14 protein-coding genes are annotated in these 20,728 nt (G+C 65.9%); 8 read left to right on the forward strand and 6 right to left on the reverse strand.

What is annotated here, in order from left to right:
* Window positions 1-5: 5 nt before the first annotated feature.
* The gene (locus tag NG696_RS06710) at window positions 6-2,531 is read right to left on the reverse strand and encodes an MMPL family transporter (protein WP_252566229.1); all 2,526 of its coding nucleotides are present in this window, start codon (window positions 2,529-2,531) and stop codon (window positions 6-8) included.
* A 1-nt stretch (window position 2,532) separates the two neighbouring features.
* Window positions 2,533-3,222, reverse strand: coding sequence for a TetR/AcrR family transcriptional regulator (locus NG696_RS06715; RefSeq protein WP_252574876.1), 690 nt, complete (start codon window positions 3,220-3,222; stop codon window positions 2,533-2,535).
* A gap of 160 nt (window positions 3,223-3,382) precedes the next feature.
* On the opposite strand from NG696_RS06715, the gene NG696_RS06720 reads away from it, so the two are divergent.
* Window positions 3,383-3,961 (forward strand): hypothetical protein, encoded by a 579-nt coding sequence (locus NG696_RS06720; protein ID WP_252574878.1) that lies wholly within the window; start codon window positions 3,383-3,385, stop codon window positions 3,959-3,961.
* A 95-nt stretch (window positions 3,962-4,056) separates the two neighbouring features.
* Here the strand turns inward: NG696_RS06720 and NG696_RS06725 are convergent, their stop codons facing one another.
* The 4 genes from NG696_RS06725 to NG696_RS06740 all read right to left on the reverse strand — a co-directional run bounded on the left by NG696_RS06725 (window position 4,057) and on the right by NG696_RS06740 (window position 9,315).
* The gene (locus tag NG696_RS06725) at window positions 4,057-5,520 is read right to left on the reverse strand and encodes a dicarboxylate/amino acid:cation symporter (protein WP_252566221.1); all 1,464 of its coding nucleotides are present in this window, start codon (window positions 5,518-5,520) and stop codon (window positions 4,057-4,059) included.
* Window positions 5,521-5,776: 256 nt separating this feature from the next.
* Complete coding sequence (locus NG696_RS06730; protein WP_252574880.1) at window positions 5,777-7,462, reverse strand: DUF885 domain-containing protein; 1,686 nt, start codon at window positions 7,460-7,462, stop codon at window positions 5,777-5,779.
* A gap of 9 nt (window positions 7,463-7,471) precedes the next feature.
* Complete coding sequence (locus NG696_RS06735) at window positions 7,472-7,735, reverse strand: acyl-CoA carboxylase subunit epsilon (protein WP_252566216.1); 264 nt, start codon at window positions 7,733-7,735, stop codon at window positions 7,472-7,474.
* The gene (locus tag NG696_RS06740) at window positions 7,732-9,315 is read right to left on the reverse strand and encodes an acyl-CoA carboxylase subunit beta (protein ID WP_252566213.1); all 1,584 of its coding nucleotides are present in this window, start codon (window positions 9,313-9,315) and stop codon (window positions 7,732-7,734) included. Before NG696_RS06740 ends, NG696_RS06735 begins: the two co-directional genes overlap by 4 nt.
* Window positions 9,316-9,550: 235 nt before the next feature.
* On the opposite strand from NG696_RS06740, the gene NG696_RS06745 reads away from it, so the two are divergent.
* The 7 genes from NG696_RS06745 (at window position 9,551) to NG696_RS06775 (ending at window position 20,695) form a co-directional block, all read left to right on the forward strand.
* Complete coding sequence (locus tag NG696_RS06745) at window positions 9,551-10,438, forward strand: SDR family oxidoreductase (RefSeq protein WP_252574882.1); 888 nt, start codon at window positions 9,551-9,553, stop codon at window positions 10,436-10,438.
* Between the two features lie 68 nt (window positions 10,439-10,506).
* On the forward strand, window positions 10,507-11,415 hold the full coding sequence (locus NG696_RS06750) for a biotin--[acetyl-CoA-carboxylase] ligase (protein WP_252566208.1): 909 nt from the start codon (window positions 10,507-10,509) through the stop codon (window positions 11,413-11,415).
* On the forward strand, window positions 11,408-12,007 hold the full coding sequence (locus tag NG696_RS06755; RefSeq protein ID WP_252574884.1) for a PH domain-containing protein: 600 nt from the start codon (window positions 11,408-11,410) through the stop codon (window positions 12,005-12,007). The genes NG696_RS06750 and NG696_RS06755 overlap by 8 nt, the downstream gene beginning before the upstream one ends.
* On the forward strand, window positions 11,997-13,121 hold the full coding sequence (locus NG696_RS06760; protein ID WP_141139924.1) for an adenylate/guanylate cyclase domain-containing protein: 1,125 nt from the start codon (window positions 11,997-11,999) through the stop codon (window positions 13,119-13,121). Before NG696_RS06755 ends, NG696_RS06760 begins: the two co-directional genes overlap by 11 nt.
* A 19-nt stretch (window positions 13,122-13,140) precedes the next feature.
* Window positions 13,141-13,446: a hypothetical protein gene (locus tag NG696_RS06765; RefSeq protein WP_252566202.1), complete on the forward strand. Its 306-nt coding sequence runs from the start codon at window positions 13,141-13,143 to the stop codon at window positions 13,444-13,446.
* An 87-nt stretch (window positions 13,447-13,533) separates the two neighbouring features.
* Window positions 13,534-19,659, forward strand: a complete 6,126-nt coding sequence (locus NG696_RS06770; RefSeq protein WP_252574886.1) for an Ig-like domain-containing protein — start codon at window positions 13,534-13,536, stop codon at window positions 19,657-19,659.
* Window positions 19,660-19,723: 64 nt separating this feature from the next.
* Entirely contained in the window at window positions 19,724-20,695 is a 972-nt protein-coding gene (locus NG696_RS06775) for an AAA family ATPase (protein ID WP_056348155.1), read from the forward strand.
* Window positions 20,696-20,728 lie beyond the last annotated feature (33 nt).

Here is a 20,728-nt window from a genome sequence, read left to right on the forward strand (position 1 = left end):
TTAGCCTAGTGGACGGGCTCGGTCAGCTTCTGCGGCTCGTTTTCGCGGCGTTCCAGCCGGGCGCCCTCCACGTCCACGTCGGGCAGGATCCGGTCCAGCCACTTGGGCAGCCACCAGGTCTTTTCGCCCAGCAGGTACATCACAGCCGGCACGATGGTCATGCGGACCACAAACGCGTCCAGCAGCACACCGAACGCCATGGCGAAGCCCAGCGGCCGGACCATGGTCAGGTGGCTGAAGATGAAGCCGGCGAACACGCTGACCATGATGATCGCGGCGGCGGTCACCACGGCGCCGGCGTGGGTGAAGCCGATGCGTACGGCCTTTTTGGCCGGGGCGCCGTGCATGTAGGACTCACGCATGCCGGAGGCGATGAACACCTGGTAGTCCATCGCCAGGCCGAACAGCACACCGATCAGGATGATCGGCAGGAAGCTCAGGACCGCGCCGGGATTGGCGACGTCGAACACTCCCCCCAGCCAGCCCCACTGGTATACGGCCACCACCAGGCCGAAAGCGGCGGCCAGGGACAGCAGGAAACCGCCGGTTGCCAGGAGGGGAACCACAATGGAGCGGAATACCAGCAGCAGCAGGATGAGGGAAAGCCCGACGACGATCGCCAGGTACGGCGGCAGGGCGTCACCGAGTTTTGTGGAGACGTCGATGTTGCCGGCGGTCTGCCCGGTCAGGCCGATGGTGACCCCCGTTTCGGCCTGGATCTGGGTGCCGCGTTCGCGGAGTTCGCTCACCACCTGCACCGTGCCGGCCTTGGCGGGCCCCTCTTCCGGGATGACCTGGAATACGGCGGTGCGGCGGTCTTCACTCAGTGCCACGGGCACTGTTGCCACCACGTTGTCCACGCCACGGATCAGGTCCGCGACGTCATACTGCAGTTCCTGGGCCCGGGTTTCGTCCAGTCCGGCCGGGAATTCACCCACTACCACAATGGGTCCGGTGACGCCCTCGCCGAAGCTGCGGGCGGTGACGTCATAGGCCTGGTAGGCCTCGGAGTCCACCGGTTCGGAGCCGCCGTCGGGCAGTGCCAGCTGGAGCTGTGCGGCGGGCAGGGCCAGCGTTCCCAGCAGGAGTACGCCGGCGACGAGCGCCACAACCGGGTGCCGGGTGACCAGGCCGCCCCAGCCCTGGGTGCTCTTTTCCTCATCCTTGGCCTGGTCGGCAACCTCGTGGCCGGCCTCGGCGTTGTGGGCATCGGCCTTGGCCCAGGCCCGCCGGGAAATGATGCGCCGGCCGATCAGGGACAGCAGGGCCGGGGTCAGGGTGAGCGCCACCAGGACGGCCACCGCGACGGTGCCGGCTGCTGCCAGGCCCATCACGCTCAGGAACGGCAGCCCGGGCACCACCAGGGCGGCCAGGGCAATGATGACCGTCAGGCCGGCAAAAAGCACGGCGTTGCCCGAGGTTCCGGTGGCGCGTGCCACGGATTCCTCAGGATCCATGCCTGCAAGCAGCTGGGTCCGGTGCCGGTTGACGATGAACAGGGAGTAGTCGATGCCAACCGCGAGGCCCAGCATCAGGGCAAGCATGGGGGAGATGGAGCTCATCTCGAAGGCGCCGGACAGTGCGAACGTGATGCCCACCCCGACACCGACGCCGATGACGGCCATCAGCAGCGGCAGACCCGCGGCGATGAGCGTGCCGAGCATCAGGATCAGGACCAGGGCCGCCACGCCGATGCCGATGATTTCGGCCGTGCCGAAGAGTTCTGAAATGTCTTCGGTGATTTCCTTGCTGGCCAGTGCCGTCACGCCCGCGGACGAAGTCTCATGCGCGATGTCCTGCACTTGCTGGCGCACCGCCGGGGTGAGGGCGTTGATGGAGGTGTTGAACTGCACCTGTGCCACGGCAGCCTGGCCGTCCGCCGAGACAAACCGGATCCCGCCGGATGCCTCCGCCTGCCGCTTGCCCAGATCGAGCTTGGCCTTGGCGGCCTCCCATTCCTGTGTGCCGGCGTCGAGCTGCGCCTGGCCCTGTGCCAGGGCGGCCTTCTGTGCTTCGAGCCGGGCCTCGATCATGGCTGCAGTTGCGCCGCCGGCAGCGAGCTGCTTCTCCGCGGCGTTCAGCTGCGCGGTGCCGGCGGCGAGCTCGGCACGTGAGGCATCCAGGCGGGCCTTGCCCGCGGCGAGCTGCTGCTCGCCGTCGGCGATGGCATGCCCGGCCTGGTCCAGCTGGGCCTGCGTGGCGAAGGGATCCACCGTGGCCTTGACGTCAGGCAGGTCACCAAGCTTGGTGAGGGCAGCCGTGACGGCGGCGCGGCTACCGTCAGTAAAACCGCCTTCCGGGGCTTCAAAGACGATCGTGGCAGAGCCGCCCGACGCTGCCGGCAGTTCCTGCTTCAGCTTGTCCGCGATCCGCTGTGTCTCAGTGCCCGGAATCTGGAAGTTATTGGACAGCGTGCCGTGGAAGGCGGCTGCTGAGCCGCCGACGGCCACCAGCGCCGCGAGCCAGAGCGAAATGACCAGCCAGCGGTGGCGGTAGGAGAACTTGCCGAGGCGGTAGAGCAGCAGGGCCATGTCAGAGCCGTTCTTTGTTGAGGTGGGTAGTGCCGGTTGTGGACGTCGCGGAGGGGCTGGCTGCCGGAACGGGGCTGCCGAAGCCGGAGCCGAGGTGGCCCATGGCGTCAATGAGCAGTTGCCGGAGGACAGCGAGTGATGCGGGGGAGAGATCGGCGCCGCATCGGGCGAACCACACGTCCATGGCCGCCTTCCCGCAGGAGATGACGGAGCCTGCGAGGGAGCGCAGGTACAGTTCGTCGACGACGGCGCCCGGGGTTCCTGCGAAGCGCTCCCGGGCCGCGCTGATGATCTCTTCGGTGCAGTGGTCCCACGCCTCAAGTTCGGACCGGGACAGGACCGCGTTGTCCTGGGTGAGGGTGAAGAGTTCAGCCAGCGGCGCCACCGTCATGGGGTCGGCCAGCTGCATCAGGGCCGCGCGCGCCGATTCGAGGATGGGCTCGTCGGCGGGCCGCTGCCGGAACTGCTGAAGGGCGTTGTCCAGGAACCCGTGCGTCATGGAGGCAAGTGCGGCCTCGGTGCTGCTGAAGTAGTTGAAGAAGGTGCGGCGCGAGATCCCGGCTGATTCGGCAATGTCTTCCACCGTGAAATTCCCGGGTCCCTGGGCGCGCAGCAGGGTCAGGGCGGCATCGGTGATGGCCTGGCGGGTGGCGGCTTTGTTCAGCTCACGGCGCGAGAGAAGTTCGGGCATGAAATTACACTACGTGCAAGTTTGCACGCCGCGCAAGTTGATTCACAGGAAGATGAAAGGTTCCCGACAGCTGAGCCTGAACCTGCCGCCGAAGACTGGAAGAGTCCCGTCTGGGACACCTTCACCAGCCGTCACCGGACGGCAGATCCAGGAGACAAGAATGGTACGCACAAAGAGAATTGCCCTTGGCCTCACGGCCACCGCGGTGGCCCTTGGCGCCGGGATCGGCGTCGCAGGCATGGCGTCCGCAACCACGACGCCGACGCCCACCCCCAGCGCCAGCTCAAGCGCCTCAGCCGACGGGAGCACCGGAACTGCCCCAGCTGAAGGGAAGGGCATGCGGGGTGGCCATTGCCACGGCGGCTTCCGCGGCGTGGACGCCGCGGCACTGGCTACCAAGCTCGGGGTGGACGAGGCCAAGGTGACGGAGGCCCTGAAGGCCTACCGCGAGGCCAACAAGTCCACCACCCCGCCGGCCGACGGAACTGAAGGAACCCGGCCGGACCCGGCCGCGAAGCAGGCTGAACTCGCGAAGTCCCTCGCGGCGACGCTCGGCATCGACGAGGCCAAGGTCACGGCGGCGCTTGAAGAGCTGCGCACCGCCGAACAGGCAGATCGCGCCGCGGCTCTGAAGACCCGCCTGGACCAGGCCGTCACCGACGGCAAGCTGACCCAGGCCGAGGCCGACGCCGTGACCAAGGCGGTCCAGAACGGAGTCATCGGAGGTGGCGGCCGCTAACAAGAGGCCGGGCTGAGCGAAACCCGGCACCGAACAGGAGAAGTCCCCGGGAGCACTTCCCGGGGACTTCTCCTCTTTGCTGTTCGAGCCGTGCGTCAGGCCTTCGCGTCGGCCAGTTCGCGTCCGGCTTCCGGAGAGTCAGTACCTCCGGCGATGGCGGAAGGATCCGCAGCGGAGGAGTCGGCGTCGTCGTCCACAAACGGAGTGCCGTTGCGGGGTGCGTTGTAGAGCGCCTCGTCGAGCATGCCCTGCCGCTTGGCCACGATGGTGGGCACGAGGGCCTGACCCGCGACGTTGACCGCGGTGCGCCCCATGTCCAGGATGGGGTCCACCGCGAGCAGGAGTCCGACGCCGGCCAGGGGCAGTCCCAGCGTGGAGAGCGTCAGGGTGAGCATCACCACGGCGCCGGTGGTGCCGGCCGTTGCGGCGGAACCGAGGACCGAGACGAGGGCGATGAGGAGGTAGTGGCTGACGTCCAGCTGGACGCCGAAGAACTGGGCCACGAAGATGGCCGAGATCGCGGGGTAGATCGCGGCGCAGCCGTCCATCTTGGTGGTGGCGCCCAGGGGCACGGCGAAGGAAGCGTAGGCGCGGGGAACGCCGAGGCTGCGTTCCGTGACGCGCTGGGTCAGCGGCAGGGTTCCGATCGAGGAGCGGGACACAAACGCGAGCTGCACGGCGGGCCAGACCCCGGAGAAGTACCGCTTCACGGACAGGCCGTGCGAGCGGATCAGCGTCGGGTAAACCACAAACAGCACCAGGGCCAGGCCCACATAGATGGCGAACGTGAACTTGCCGAGCGCGCCGATGGTGTCCCAGCCGTACACGGCCGCGGCGTTGCCGATCAGGCCCACCGTGCCGAGCGGGGCGATGCGGATGATCCACCAGAGGACCTTCTGGATAACGGCCAGCGCCGACGCGTTGAGGTTCAGGAACGGCTCGGCAGCCTTGCCGACCTTGAGGGCGGCAACGCCGACGGCGATGGCAATCACCAGGATCTGGAGCACGTTGAAGCTGATGGAGGTGCTGACTGTGGTGGCCGCGGTGGCGCTTTCAGTCACGGTGGAGGTGGCACCCAGTCCGAGGAAGTTCTTGGGGAACAGCCCGATCAGGAAGGACCACCAGTCACCGGACTTGCCGGCGTACTTGGCCTCCTGGGTGATGCCGGTGTTGGCGCCGGGCTGCAGGAGCACGCCGAGGCCGATGCCGATCACGACGGCGATCAGGGAGGTGATGGCGAACCACAGCAGGGTGTTCCAGGCCAGCTTCGCGGCGTTGGAGACCTGGCGCAGGTTCGAGATCGAGCTCACCACGGCCGTGAAGATCAGCGGAACTACCGCGGTCTGCAGCAGCGAAACGTAGCTGGAGCCAATGGTCTGCAGCGTGGCGCCGAGGCCGTTGGGGGCCTCCTTGGTGCTGCCTGTGTACTTGGCCAGCAGGCCGAGGCCCAGGCCCACAATGAGGGCGGCGATGATCTGGAAACCGAACGAGCCAGCCCACTTGGGCAGCTGGAAGCCGGTCTTTCCTGCGGATTCGGGGGTGCGGGTTTGAGTGCTCACCAGAACACGCTAGGCCCGGGTTTCTTATCACGGCGAACAGATGTTGAGAAATGTTACGCCGCAGCCTCGCCACAATAAGCCAAGAATCCCGCAAATCCGGCGTCCCACAAGGCAATTGTGAAGTTATTCCCGCGCCGGATGTGGCAAACGTCTCGCACTCAGGGGGCCGGAGGGGGCGCATCCGGCAGCGTGCGTCAGAGCGACGAAGGAGCAGCACGCCGAGGATGTGGCCCCTCCGGGCCCATCCCGGGTGGACCTACGAGAGCAGCGCCCGGCGGAGGGTATCGAGGCCTACGGAGCCGATGTTCAATGCCTTGGTGTGGAAGGCCTTGAGGTCGAAGCCGGGCCGGGTTTCGAGGTCGGCCCGGATCTGTTCCCAGAGGCGCTGTCCCACTTTGTAGGACGGGGCCTGGCCGGGCCAGCCGAGGTAGCGCGTGAATTCGAATTTGAGCTGGCCTTCGCTGATGGGCAGGTTTTCTTTGAGAAAGTCGTAGCCCGCCTCCGGGGTCCATGTTCCGCTGCCCCAGCGTTCGGGGATCTCCAGTTCCAGGTGGACGCCGATGTCGAACACCACGCGGGCCGCCCGCATCCGCTGCATGTCCAGCATGCCCATGTGGTCGCCGGGATCGGCCAGGTAGCCGAGTTCCTGCATAAGCTTTTCGGCGTACAGGGCCCAGCCCTCGCCGTGGCCGGAAGTCCAGCAGATGTTCCGCCGCCACTTGTTCAGCAGTTCCCGCCGGTAGGTGGCGGTGGCCACCTGCAGGTGGTGGCCGGGGACGCCTTCATGGAAGACCGTGGTGGTTTCGGCCCAAGTGGTGAAGGTGTCTTCGCCGGCGGGAACTGACCACCACATCCGGCCGGGTCGGCTGAAGTCATCGGAGGGGCCTGTGTAATAGATGCCGCCCTCGTCGGTCGGGGCGATGAGGCATTCGAGCTTCTTCATCACGTCCGGGATCTCGAAGTGCACGCCGGCAAGCTCGGCGACTGCCTTGTCCGAGAGTTCCTGCATCCACGCCTTGAGGGCCTCCGTGCCCTTGAGTTGGCGGGCCGGGTCGTTGTTGAGGACATCCTTGGCCTCCTCGATGCTGGCCCCTGGCTTGATGATGGACGCAACATTTTCCTGCTCGGCGATGAGCCGGTCGAGTTCCTGGACTCCCCACGCGTAGGTCTCTTCGAGGTCGACGGCGGCGCCCAGGAAGGAGCGCGAGGCCAGGGCGTAGCGTTCCCGGCCGACGGCGTCCTGCTGCGGCGCGGCAGGGAGCAGTTCTGTGCGGAGGAACTCCGCGAGCTCCCGGTAGGCACCCCGGGCAGCGGCAGCGCCGGCGTCGAGCGTTTCCTGCGTTTCGCCCGGCAGGGGACCGTCCGCAGTCCGGGCCTCGGCGGCGAGCTTGGCGAAGAAGCCGTCTTCGGCGGCGTATTTGGCGGTCTGCTCGATGACGATGGAGACCTGGCGTTCGGCTGCGACCTTGCCCGCGTCCCGGGCCTGGCGCAGTGATTCGGTGTAGCCGCGGAGGGCGCCCGGGACGTTCAGCGCGCGGCCGGCGATGCGTTCCCAGTGCTCAGCCGTGTCTGTGGGCATGAGGTCGAAAATGGCCCGGATGTCCTGTGCGGGGGAGGCGATGTTGTTCAGCTCCGCCACGTCCCAGCCGGACTCGTGGATTTCCAGCTGGAGGCCCAGCCGTTCCCGCATGGCGTCCAGGGTGACAGTATCGACGTCGTCCTGGGGCGCGAGGCCCTCCAGGGCAGCAAGGGCCTTGCGGGCTTCCGCTGCGAAACCGGCGATGCCGGCGGGGGAGTAATCCGGGTACTCGGTCTCATGCCCCGGCAGCCCCAACTCGGTGGCAAGCGACGGGTTCAGGCGGATAAGTGTGTCGGTATAGTCATCCGCCACGGCATCGATGGCGGAGTGCGGACGGGCGGCGGGGGCGGCTTCGGTAGTCACCCCACGAGCCTAACCCCGGCTCCGCCTCCAGGCGCCGGGACCCGGCGTCGGGGCGAGCCGCAGCTGCTGGCGGCGCACCCAGTCGCGGGCGGTGGGCTTCCCGTCGGCCACGGCGTCCGCGCTGCCCAGGGAAAGCACGACGGCGGTCAGCGCCGCGAGCTCCTCGGCCGACGGTTGCCCTTTGACTACAGAAAGCACGGGGGCATCGGCGGGCGCATTGGTTTCGACAGGCTCAACCAACGGGGCTCCGACCAGCGGATCTTTCGCGATCACAGCGGGATGTTCCCGTGCTTCTTGGTGGGCAGGCTCGCCCGCTTGTCGCGGAGGGCGCGAAGGCCCTTGATGATGTGGCCCCGGGTATCGGACGGTGCGATGACCGCGTCCACGTAGCCCAGCTGGGCGGCCTGGTAGGGGTTCAGCAACTCTTCTTCGTACTGGCGGATGACCTCGGCGCGCCGGGCCTCAACGTCCCCGCCGGCCTCGGCAACGGCGGCCAGGTCGCGGCGGTACAGGATGTTGACGGCGCCCTGGGCACCCATCACGCCGATCTGCGCCGTGGGCCAGGCCAGGTTCAGGTCCGCGCCGAGTTTCTTGGAGCCCATCACGATGTACGCGCCGCCGTAAGCTTTGCGGGTGATGACCGTCAGCTTGGGGACGGTGGCTTCGGCGTAGGCGTACAGCAGCTTGGCGCCGCGGCGGATGATGCCCTGGAACTCCTGGTCCTTGCCGGGCAGGAAGCCGGGCACATCCACCAGGGTGATGATGGGGACGTTGAAGGCATCGCAGTTCCGGACGAAGCGCGCAGCCTTCTCAGAGGCTGCAATGTCCAGCGTGCCGGCGAACTGCAGCGGCTGGTTGGCCACGATGCCCACGGTGTGTCCCTCCACCCGGCCGTAGCCGATGATGACGTTGGGGGCATACAGGGACTGCATCTCCAGGAAGTGTGCGTCGTCAACGATCTGCTCGATGACGGTACGCATGTCGTACGGCTGGTTGGCAGAGTCCGGGACGAGCGTGTCCAGGGCGAGGTCGTTGTCGTTGATCTCCAGCTCCTGCTGGTGCTCCAGCACCGGGGCCTCGGAGAGGTTGTTGGACGGCAGGAAGTCCAGCAGTTCGCGGACGAACTCGATGGCGTCGGCTTCGTCGGAGGCCAGGTACGTTGAGGTGCCCGTGTTGGCATTGTGCTGGCGGGCGCCGCCGAGGGTTTCCATGTCCACGTCTTCGCCCGTGACGGTCTTGATGACGTCCGGTCCCGTGATGAACATGTGCGAGGTCTTGTCCACCATCACCACGTAGTCCGTGAGGGCGGGGGAGTAGGCCGCGCCGCCGGCGGACGGTCCCATGATGAGCGAGATCTGCGGGACGACGCCGGAAGCGTGGACGTTATTGCGGAAGATGTCGGCAAACATGGCCAGGGAGGCCACACCTTCCTGGATGCGGGCACCGCCGCCGTCGAGGATGCCCACTACAGGGCAGCCGTTGCGCAGGGCGAATTCCTGGACCTTGACGATCTTCTCGCCGTTGACCTGGCTCAACGATCCGCCGTAGACCGAGAAGTCCTGGCTGTAGACGGCAACGGGACGCCCGTCCACTGTGCCGTAGCCGGAGACCAGCCCGTCGCCGAGCGGCTTCTTCTTTTCCATGCCGAAGGCGGTGGAGCGGTGCACGGCCAGTGCGTCAAGCTCCACAAACGAGCCTTCGTCCAGCAGGAGTTCCACGCGCTCGCGGGCGGTGTTCTTGCCGCGGGCGTGCTGCTTTTCGATGGCTTCGGGGCCGGAGGGTTGTTCTGCACCGGCCTGGCGGTCGCGGAAATCGGCGATCTTTCCCGCTGTCGTTGTCAGATCGTGGCTCATCAAGTGTCTCCGGCTCTGTAGCAGATTGGTGCTGTAACAATGTGGTGCTGCGTGCGGTGGTAACTGGCAGGTCAGGCGCGGGATTTAAGTAGATTCCACACAAGAGACGAACCCTGCTGGCTAGTCTAATGACGCATCTGCGTGGGACGACTGTAGAAAACCTACAATTTTCCGCACTTTCCGGCGGCCAGCACTATGTTACTCGCCAGTAACATACCTCGGCTACAGTGGAGCCATGACTTCCAGCAACGACGCAAGGTCCATTGCCGCAGGGCCCTACCAGGCCACCGGGTCCCTTCGGGGCCGCACCATTCTGATGTCCGGCGGCAGCCGCGGCATCGGGCTGGCCATTGCCACCCGGGCGGCACAGGACGGTGCCAATATTGTCCTGATGGCCAAGACCGGCCAGCCCCACGCCAAGCTGGCAGGCACCGTCTTCAGCGCCGCCGAGCAGGTGGAGGCCGCCGGGGGCCACGCCCTAGCAATCGTCGGTGATGTGCGCAGCGACGAAGACGTCGCAGGAGCCGTGGCGGCCGCCGTCGAACGCTTCGGCGGGATCGACATCGTGCTCAACAATGCATCCGCGATCGATCTCTCCACCACCGACGACGTGGACATGAAACGTTACGACCTGATGCAGGACATCAATGTCCGCGGCACGTTCCTGCTGTCCAAGCTGTCACTGCCCGCCCTCCGCAAATCGGCCCACGCACACATCCTGACGCTGTCGCCGCCCCTGAACCTTGACCCCCAGTGGGCAGGCAGGCACCTGGCCTACACCATGGCCAAATACGGGATGAGCCTCACCACGCTGGGCCTTGCCGAAGAACTCAAGGCCGACGGAATCAACGTCAACTCGCTCTGGCCGTGCACGCTCATCGATACCGCGGCCATCCGGAACATGCCCGGCGGCCAGGAGATCGTCCAGGCCGCGCGCGGACCACAGATCATGGCCGACGCAGCCCACGCCGTCCTGACCGGCAGCAACCTGGCCGGCGCCGGTGCACCAAGCGGCAACTTCTATACGGACGAACAGGTGCTCCGCGCGGCGGGTGTCACCGACTTCCGTCCGTACAGCCTCGGGGCCGCGGAGGATCGCCTGGTTCCGGACATATTCCTCTGAGCCGCGGGTTCCACTCACGTGGCTGCGGGAACAGCCAGCGGCGGCGCCTGAGTCGATAGGATTCAACCATGGATGACTCACACACCCCAGGAAATCCGTTGGATCGTGGAGCCTTGGCGGACCAGGATTTCCTGGCGGCCACAGGCGTCGCCAAGGTGGTGGTGGTGGACTCCACCGGTTCCACCAACGCGGACCTCCTGCGCTCGGTGACGGTTGAGCCAAAGGAGTGGCCGGACCTGTCGGTGCTGACGGCCGAGTACCAGACCGCTGCCCGCGGACGCCTGGACCGGCGGTGGGAAGCGCCGCCGCTGAGCTCGGTGTCGGTGTCCCTGGTCCTGCGGCCCGCCAATGCCGAGGGCAGGCCCCTGCCCACGCACACGTATTCGTGGCTGTCACTGCTGGGCGCGCTGGCGCTGCGGGAGACGCTTCTTGAGACCGCGGGCATTCCGGCCGAGCTCAAGTGGCCCAATGACGTCCTGGTCCGTGGCCGCAAGATCGCCGGGATCCTTGCCCAGCTGGGGCCCATGGGGGACGGCTCTGTTCCTCCGGTCATTTTGGGGACCGGCCTGAACGTGACTTTGACCGCGTCGGAACTCCCGGTGCCCACAGCGACGTCGGTTGCCCTGGAAGAACCGCTGACTGTTGATCGGACCGTGCTGCTCAAGAGCTACCTCGCCCATTTCGCCGTGCTCTACCGCAGCTTCTGCAATGCCGACGGCGACCCCACCGCCGGGATTGCCGGCGGCCCTTCGCTCCACAAGCGGGTGGAGTCCGTGATGGTGACGCTGGGCAAGCAGGTGCGCGCGCAGTTGCCCGGTGACCACGAGATCATCGGGCACGCTTCGAGGCTGGACGAGTACGGCTCACTGCTGGTGGTGGACAAGGACCGTCGCGAGCATGTGGTCACCGCCGGCGATGTGGTCCACCTGCGCCCATGGACCCCGCCGGGCCAGGGCGCTGAAAGCGGCTATGCGTAAAGGCCTCGTGCCGGGCGAGCAGGTCATTACGATTACCCGCCCGCAGCCGAGGAAACTGGCCGGCCCGGCCGCAGCCTTCATTGCGGCACCGGCGGCTGCAGCTTTTGCCAGTGCCTGGACCGTGCGGGGCGAGGCTACCCGGTTGGTGCCTTTGGCTTCCGCTGACTGGACACCCTGGATCGTCCTTGCATGCGTCTTGGCCGCTGCGTGGATATGGTTGGCATATTGCCTGCCTCGGCTGCTGCGGTGGCAGGCAACCCGGTACATCCTCACGAGCCGGCGGATTGTTGCCCGCTACGGCATGGTGCGGCGCCGGGACGAGCAGGTCAACCTCGCGTCGATCCGCAACGTGTCGGTCCACCAGTCGGTGCTGCAGCGCATATTGCGCTCCGGGAATATATCCTTGGAAACCGGGTACCAAGGTGTGGTGAACATCCAGGACGTCCCGGAAGCAGTGCGGTTCCGGGACTTCGTGCTGGATGCGATTGACGAACTGCCCGTGGGCGGGGACCCGGGGACTGATGAGATATCGGATTACACAGACGAAGCGTTGCCGTGGGAGTTGAGAGAAGGTGGAGACGATGAACGATGAGGACCAGCGGGACGAAGCGGACCTGCCGGCTCCCGCCGTGCCCGAAACCGCCCACCCGGCAACAGGCACACTCTCTCCGGAACGAGTGGCTGCCAAGGCTCTCGAGGCCCGGCTGTTGGGCGGCGAACGGAAGCTGCGGCGCCGTGAGGTGGCCGCCGGGGCAGGGCTGTCCCTCCTTTCGGCCCGGAAGCTGTGGCGTGCCCTCGGTTTCCCGAACTTCGGCGACGAAGACGTCGCCTTCACCGAACGGGATCAGGCTGCGCTGTCTACCGTGGTTGACCTGGTCCGCACCGGAGTGCTGACCGAGGAAGCCGCCATCTCCGTGACCCGGTCCATCGGACAGATGACGGACCGCATGGTGGTTTGGCAGATCGAGGCCCTGGTGGAGGACATGGTCCACGAGCAGGGCGTGACGGACGCTGTGGCCCGCAAGCGCCTGGTGAAGGAACTTCCCTCACTACTGGATGCACTAGAGGAGATGCTGGTCTATTCGTGGCGGCGGCAACTCAATGCCGGCGTGCAACGCCTGGCCGTGCGCGCCGAAGCCGGCCTGCAGGCCAGCGAAGAAGGCCGCGACGGCGACGAAGACGACGCCCCGCTGCCGCTGGCCCGCGCCGTCGGCTTTGCTGACCTCGTTTCGTATACGAGTCTCTCCCGCCGGATGAATGAAAAGACCCTCGCCCGGCTGGTCCAGCGCTTTGAGAACAAATGCGCCGAGATCATTTCCGTTGGCGGCGGGCGGCTGGTCAAGACGGTAGGCGACGAAGTCCTGTATATCGCGGAAACTCCGGCTGCCGGAGCCGAGATCTCGCTGGCCCTGGCACAGGCGTTCACCGAAGACGAGATCCTGCCGGAAGCGCGGGTGGCGATGGTCTGGGGCAGGATCCTGTCCCGGCTGGGGGACATCTACGGCCCCACGGTCAACCTCGCCGCCCGTCTCACCACGTTGGCGGATCCGGGAACGGTCCTGATCGACTCCATGACTGCATCCGCGCTGGATCAGGACAAGCGCTTCATTCTCGTTCCGCAGCCTGCTGAAAATGTCCGTGGGTTCGGCGAAATCCATCCCGTGCTCTTGGCACGCGGTCAAGGAAAAGGCCTGGTCCTCGACTAGCCGTTTACCGTCCCCGGCCATGAACTTCGCCGAATGGCTTGCGCAACAAATCCGCGTGCCACAAAATCCGCGCGCAGGAACGTGCCACAAAATCCGCGCGCAGGAAGAGGCGCCGGTTCGGACGTTACATCGTGGCGTCGCCCACGAAACCGGGACGGTCCGGGAGCCATGGAATACCCCATTGCTGAGCGTCAGGGACGTGTTTGTCCTGACCTGCTGGTTTATCCAGTTGTTGGCGTATCGCGCTATAGTCGACCCTGGCGGCGGCCTGTCGCGCAGCACCAGGGGAGCGCTCCCCATCGCGGCAGCAGCCATGCTTCGGTAGGCTGACGCGGGGAACAGAGAGCCCGGTATCGGGTCTTTGGAGGGGCCGCACTGGGGGCCGCGACACAATTGGGGGATTAGTAACGCTGTGACATCACTGCTGGGGAAGTTCGGTCTCAAGAAGCGCCACAACAAGATCGTTACCGGTTCGGCCTTTGCCGCGGCCGGCGCTGTGCTGGTTGCCGGCGCGATCATCTATCCGGGGTTTAAGACCACGGAGGTGGAGTTGAACGACGGCGGCGTGTGGGTAGTCTCCAAGTCCAAGAATGCGGTGGGTCGGCTGAATTATCCCTCGCGTGTGTTGGATGGTGCGGTGACGCCGGCGAGTACCACTTTCGATATTCTCCAGAATGCCGGGGATGTGTTTGTGGATGATGAGACGGGTTCGACGCTGAACCAGGTTTCTCCTGCGAACATGCGCCTCGGCGGGGACAGACAGCTGCCGGGTTCGGCGGATGTGAGCTTCGGTGCCAGCGTGATCTCAGTGACGGACGCCGCATCGGGAAAGGTCTGGGCGGTGTCGCCGTCCACGGTAAATGGTTTTGACCAGGAAGCCTCGGAACCTGTGATGGTTGGCTCCGAAGGTCTGGTCTCCGCAGTCGGTACCGATGACCGGATCTACAGTGCCGATCCCAAGTCGGGCGCGGTGACTGTCACGGAGGTGGACGCGAACGGCGAAGTGGTGTCCACCGATTCCAGTACCTGGGGTGAGCTTAAGGGTGCAGGGGACCTGCAGATCACGGTGGTGGGGGACAATCCGGTGGTGTTGGATGCTGCTGCAGGGAAGCTGTTCCTGCCGGGCGGTAAGCGGCTGCAGTTGGAGAATGCGCGGGATGCGAAGCTGCAGCAGGGCGGCCCGGCGAGTGATTTTGTGGCGGTTTCGACGCAGAAGGCGTTGCTGAAGCAGCCGCTGGACGGTTCGACGGCGAAGACGGTCACCTTTGATGGCGAGGGTGTGCCGGCGGCTCCGGTGCAGCTCGCCGGGTGTGTGCATGCTGCGTGGTCCGGGGCGAACGAGTATGTCCGTGACTGCATCAATGATGCTGATGACAAGAACGTTGAGGTGCCCAAGGCGAGTGCGTCGCCGTCGTACGTTTTCCGGGTGAACCGGGACTTGGTGGTCCTGAACGATGTGAACTCCGGGAACGTGTGGCTGGTGAACCAGAACATGCAGCTCGTGAACAACTGGGACGACGTTGTTCCTCCGAAGAACGAATCCGATGAGCAGGACCAGGAATCAGCGGACAACAACACCATCAACGTCCTGCCGGACCGCACTAAACCGAACCGGCCGCCGGAAACCAAACCGGACACCCTGGGCGTTCGTCCGGGGCGGACCACCATCCTCAGCGTCCTGGACAACGATTCGGATCCTGACGGCGACGTCCTGACCGCCGCCGTCGGCGATTCAGGGTCCAAAGCCGGAACGCTGGAGAGCATCTACGGCGGCACCGCGTTCCAGATCTCCGTTCCCGCGGACGCTCGGCCTGGCGCCGAGACGTTCAGCTACAACGCCGCGGACGGCCGGGGACTTTCAGCAGGCGGACAGGTCACGCTCAACGTGGTGGCAGCCGATGAAAACAAGCCGCCGGCATTCAAGCGCGGCGGAGACTCCACCACCATGCTGGTGGAACAGGGCAAAACCGTCAGCCAGAACATCCTCACCGACTGGGTGGATCCCGACGGCGACGACCTTGTCCTGCTGGACGCCAAGGCAGACAACGACCAGGACCAGGTCAAGGTCCGGCGTGACGGATTGCTGACGTTCCAAGACTCCGGCGCCACCGCCGGCAAGAAAAACGTGGAAGTCACCATCTGGGACGGCCGGGCAACGGTCGCCGGAAAAGTCGTGGTGAACGTCCAGCCGCCGGGTGCCCTGGCGCCGGTGGTCAACGCCGATCACGTCACTGCCGTGGTGGGCCAGGACCTGGTGATCGCGCCCCTGAAAAACGACGTCGATCCCAACGGCGGCGCCCTCCGCCTGGCGCAGGTGGAGGCCAATGGTCCTGCCGAACTGGGCCCGGTCACCGACGGCGGTACCTTCACGTTCCGCAGCACCACTCCCGGTCCCGTCTACCTGACCTACATCGCCAGCAACGGCCCGCAGAGCAGCCAGGGCCTGATCCGGGTTGATGTGGAGTCCGGCAAGGACGCCGGTGACCCCGTGGCGGTCCACGACGTTGCGCTGATGCCCACCGGAGGCAGCGTGCTGCTGGACCCGCTGGCCAATGACTCGGATCCTTCCGGCGGCGTGCTGGTGCTGCAGTCCGTGAAACTCCCGGACAACACCACGGCCTCGGTCAGCGTGATCGACCACAGCGTCCTGCGCATCACCGATGTGCTGGGCACCAAGGACCCGTTCCTTTTTGAATACACCATGTCCAACGGCAGGAAATCAGCCACCGGCAGCGTCTCCGTGGTCCCCGTCCCGGCCCCCGCCGTCGTCGAGGCCCCCCAGCCCAAACCCGACGAAGTGAACGTCAGGGTCAACGACGTCGTCACCATCCCGGTGCTGGACAACGACACCCACCCGCAGGGCCTGGAGCTGAGCGTGGACCCCGTCCTGCCACAGGCCGTGGATGAACTGGACGGCAAGAGCTTCGTCTCGGAAAACACCCTGCGCTTCATCGCCGGGCCGCAGCCCAAGACGGTGCGAGCCATCTACAATGCCGTGGACCCGCAGGGGCAGAAGAGCGCCGCCGCCGTCACCATTCACGTCCTTCCGCTGGAGGGGGCCGAGAATTCGAGGCCTCAGCCTCAGAATCTCACCGCCCGTGTGGTTGCCGCCGGAACAGTGCGCATTCCCGTCCCGCTGGACGGCATCGATCCCGACGGCGACTCCGTTCAGCTAACGGGTATCGACAGCACCCCGGCCATGGGAACCGCCACCGTGGGCAGCAACTTCATCGACTTCACCGCTGCCGGCGACGGCGCCGGTACAGATACGTTCCGCTACAAGGTGGTGGACCGCCAGGGCGCCGTCAACACCGGCACCGTGACGGTGGGCATCGCCCCCCGTGGCGAAACGAACCAGAACCCCACCCCCGTGGATGACGAAGTGAAGGTCCGGCCGGGACGGCAGATCGCCGTCGACGCCACCGGCAACGACACCGATCCCGACGGCGACATCATCCGCATCCTCACGGACGGTATCGAGGCCGACGACGCCCTCCAGGCCACCGTCAGCAAGACCAGCGGCCGCATCATCCTGACCGCTCCCGGCGCTGCCGGGACGGTCAACGTCCGGTACACCATCGCCGACGACCGCGACGCCACCGCCCAAGCCACCATCCGCGTGGTGGTGGACAACGAGGTTCCGCTGAAGGCGCCCATCGCCCGCGACGACCGGGTCACCTCGGCCCAGGCGATGGGCAAGACTGCCGTGGATGTGCCGGTCCTCAAGAACGATGAAGACCCCGACGGCGTCGGCGAGAACCTCAAGCTGAGCACCGAGTCCCTCACCGCCCGCCCGGGGCCTGACGGCACCATGCTCGTAGACCTGACCGAACAGCCGCAGCTGATCCCATACACCGTCGAAGACGTGGACGGCCAAAAGTCCACAGCCATCATCTGGGCGCCGGGGCTGGGGCAGCAGGTTCCCACCCTCGTCAAAGACGAGGTTATTGAGGTCATCGCCGGACAATCCGTGAACGTTGACCTCAAGGAATGGGTCAAGGTCCGGGAGGGACGCTCACCGCGCCTGACGCAGACTGACCGGATCAAGCTCATCGGTTCGGATGGCAGCAACCCGGTATCCGGTGACGGAACAGCGCTGAAGTACACCGCCGGCGTTGACTACGCTGGCCCGGGCTCGCTGAGCTTTGAGGTTACCGACGGCACCGGGCCGGATGATCCTGCAGGGCTGAAATCCACCCTGAGCATCCGCACCAAGGTACTGCCTGACCCCAACCGCAACAACCCGCCGGAACTCCTGGGCGCGAACGTTGAGGTGCCCAAGGGCGATAGCGCCACCCTGGACCTGGGCAAGCTGACCGCCGATCCGGACCGTGACGACCTCGAGAACATGAAGTACGAAGTGGTGGGCGGCATGCCGTCCGGCTTCAACGCAAGCATTGACGGCAAGACCCTGAAGGTCTCCGCCGCTGATTCCAGCGGCACGGGCACGGCAGGCACGGTCCAGATCAAGGCCAAGGACTCCCGCGGGCTGGAGGCAACGGCCACCTACCAGCTGGCTGTCACGGCTTCCAACCGGCCCAAGCCGGTGGCCAACGATGACTTGGAGCCGAACGCGGCCGCCGGGAATCCGGTCACCGTGAAGGTCCTGGCCAACGACGCAAACCCCTTCCCAGAGACCGCCTTGAAGATTATTTCGGCATCAACCGAGACGGGCCAGGGCACCGCAACGGTGTCCGGGGAGTCGGTGACGGTGACGCCGTCGTCCGGTTTCACGGGGACCATGGTGGTCGCCTATACGGTGGCAGACAAGACAGGAGACGATTCCCGCAACGCCACGGCGCGAATCCGGCTTACCGTCAAGGACAAGCCCCTGGCACCGACTACCCCGCAGGCGCAGAGCGTTGGCGACAAGACTGCCCTGCTCAACTGGTCTGCCCCGGCAGACCGCGGTGCGCCCATTACCAAGTACACGGTCTACGGCGAATCGGGCTTCAGGCAGGACTGTCCGGCGAACACCTGCACGTTGACCGGGCTGGTCAACAATACGAAGTACCACTTCGAGGTCACCGCTACTAACGAGTTCGGCGAGTCTGTTCGTTCCCCGGCCTCCGCCGAGGTCCGCCCGGACGTCAAGCCGGACACGCCGCTGGCGCCCACCCTGAAGTTCGGTGACAAGCAGCTTTCCGTGAACTGGGTGGCACCGGCCAGCAAGGGATCACCGGTCAAGACCTACGATCTGGAAATCTCGCCGGCCCCGCCAGGGCAGAACGCCCAGATCCAGAACCTGGCAGCGGTGAGCTATGTCTGGAAGGGACTCCAGAACGGCGTCTCCTACAAGGTTCGCGTCCTGGCCCGCAATGATGCCAAGGATCCGTCCGAGTGGAGCCCGTACTCGGCAGCGGAAGTCCCGGCGGGCGTCCCGGCCACCCCGGCCGCCCCGACGGCGACCCAGGCGGGCCAGGTGGGATCCACAAGCCAGCTGAAGGTCAGCTGGACTGCGCCGAACAACAACGGTGATGCGATCTCGTCGTATACCCTGACTACCCTGCAGGGCGGGGCCGTAGTGGCCACTCAGCCGGTGGCTTCAGGCACCACGCAGAACGTCACCGTGGACAACTCCGAGTCCGACTACACCTTCACCGTTTCGGCCACCAACAAGGCCGGCACCAGCGGTACCAGCAACCCGTCGGCCCAGATCCGGGCAGCCGGCAAGCCAGGCCAGGTAAGCAGCGGAACCGTGGCTGACACCGGTAACAGCGGCCAGCTCCGCGTGACGTTTACGCCGCTGACCCAGGCCCAGCGGAATGGCTCGACGGACACCGAAATCCAGTACACGTACAACGCAGACGGCAAGTCGGGAAGCATCCAAGCCGGCGGCGGAACCATCGGTGGCCTCACTAACGGCCGGGACATCACGGTCACCATCATCGCGACGTCCACCAAGAACAACGTGTCTGGGGACGCCAAAGCCATCGGTACCGGCAACCCCTACGGTCCGCCGAACGCACCCAACGTGAACGGCATGACTTCGCCCAAGGGCGACGGCCAGGTGCATTGGTCCTGGAACAACCCCAACACCAACGGCCGCCCGCTCAACCGCTACGAAGTGAGCATGGACGGTGGTGGCTGGCAGAACGTGGGCCAGGCCAACAGCTTCGACGCCGGCGCTGGAGGCTGGTCCAAGAGCCATAACCTGCGCGTCCGTGCCGTGACTGTGGTGGACGGCGCCATTGGCGGGCCTGTCACTTCCACGTCCGGCGCCGATCCCACCCCGCCGGTCACACCTACGAAGGTCCGCGTCAAACCCGCCACGAACAACAGCTGCCCGGGCAAGCCCGGCGTCCCGGACCGCTTCGGGTACCGGAACGGCAGCCCGGATTGCGGCGGGAACGACGCGAACTGGGTGTCCACCTCGGATGGCTGGATCAACAGCGCCTGCTGGATGAACATCTACGGTTCACCGGAATCGGACCCGGGGTACTACAAGTGGTACCGCATGGACGGCGGCCCCCACTCGGGCTGGTACGTCAAGCTCGCCACCATCGATATCAGCGGCCCGGACGTCGGCCGGTGCTGACGGTCCACACAGCCCGTCCGCTCCAGCCCCAACAGACCAGCACCACAAGAAAAGGACTCCCTTCATGACCATGACCACCGAGCAGGCCGAATGGTTTGCAGGCACTTTCGACAAGCTCGTTGCCAACGTGGGACAGGCGGTGCTCGGCAAGGACCACGTCATCCGGCTCACCTTCACCGCGATGCTGGCCGAGGGCCATGTCTTGTTCGAGGACGCCCCCGGCACCGGCAAGACCATGCTGGCCCGGGCGATGGCCGCCACCGTCCAGGGGTCCAACAACCGCATCCAGTTCACCCCCGACCTCCTGCCCTCGGACGTCACGGGTGTGACCATCTACGACCAGAAAACGCAGAAGTTCGAGTTCCACAAGGGACCGATCTTCAACAACATCGTCCTGGCCGATGAGATCAACCGCGCTTCGCCCAAGACCCAGTCGGCACTGCTGGAGGTCATGGAGGAATCCCGGGTCACCGTGGACGGCGTCACCTACGAGGCCGGCCGGCCGTTTATGGTGATGGCCACGCAGAACCCGATCGAGCAGGCCGGTACGTACCGCCTGCCGGAGGCGCAGCTGGACCGCTTCCTGATCAAGACCTCCATCGGCTATCCGGACCACGCCTCCACGGTCCAGCTGCTCGGCGGTTCGAACCTGAAGGACCGCTCCAAGGAGATCTCCGCAGTTATCACCACGCAGGCCGTGGCGGACATGGCTGACCTTGCTGCCACAGTGCATGTGGACACGGCGGTCCTTGAATACATTTCCCGGCTCTGCGAAGAGACCCGCAACGCGCCCGAGACCCGGCTGGGCGTTTCCGTGCGTGGCGCCATCGCCATGGTCCGCGCCGCGAAGGTCTGGGCCGCGGGGCAGGGACGGAACTTCGTCCTGCCTGACGACATCAAGGAACTGGCAGCCGTGGTGTGGACGCACCGGTTTGTGATGGACCCGGAAGCTGAGTTTTCCGGCGCCACCCCCGAGGCCGTTCTGGCCCGGGTGCTGTCCGACATCGCGGCACCGCAGCAGCGCGCCGCCGTCTGACGCTCCCTCGGAGCTCCAGACCACCACTGACCA

This window comes from Pseudarthrobacter cellobiosi, assembly GCF_023913755.1.
Taxonomy (GTDB): domain Bacteria; phylum Actinomycetota; class Actinomycetes; order Actinomycetales; family Micrococcaceae; genus Arthrobacter; species Arthrobacter cellobiosi.

Excerpts from the sequence above, each read along its gene's own strand:
- NG696_RS06750 (WP_252566208.1), top strand. The coding sequence starts at position 10,507 with ATGGATGACTCACACACCCCAGGAAATCCGTTGGATCGTGGAGCCTTG.
- NG696_RS06760 (WP_141139924.1), top strand. The coding sequence starts at position 11,997 with ATGAACGATGAGGACCAGCGGGACGAAGCGGACCTGCCGGCTCCCGCC.
- NG696_RS06745 (WP_252574882.1), top strand. The coding sequence starts at position 9,551 with ATGACTTCCAGCAACGACGCAAGGTCCATTGCCGCAGGGCCCTACCAG.
- NG696_RS06740 (WP_252566213.1), bottom strand. The coding sequence starts at position 9,315 with ATGAGCCACGATCTGACAACGACAGCGGGAAAGATCGCCGATTTCCGC.
- NG696_RS06755 (WP_252574884.1), top strand. The coding sequence starts at position 11,408 with ATGCGTAAAGGCCTCGTGCCGGGCGAGCAGGTCATTACGATTACCCGC.
- NG696_RS06765 (WP_252566202.1), top strand. The coding sequence starts at position 13,141 with ATGAACTTCGCCGAATGGCTTGCGCAACAAATCCGCGTGCCACAAAAT.
- NG696_RS06710 (WP_252566229.1), bottom strand. The coding sequence starts at position 2,531 with ATGGCCCTGCTGCTCTACCGCCTCGGCAAGTTCTCCTACCGCCACCGC.
- NG696_RS06720 (WP_252574878.1), top strand. The coding sequence starts at position 3,383 with ATGGTACGCACAAAGAGAATTGCCCTTGGCCTCACGGCCACCGCGGTG.
- NG696_RS06715 (WP_252574876.1), bottom strand. The coding sequence starts at position 3,222 with ATGCCCGAACTTCTCTCGCGCCGTGAGCTGAACAAAGCCGCCACCCGC.
- NG696_RS06775 (WP_056348155.1), top strand. The coding sequence starts at position 19,724 with ATGACCATGACCACCGAGCAGGCCGAATGGTTTGCAGGCACTTTCGAC.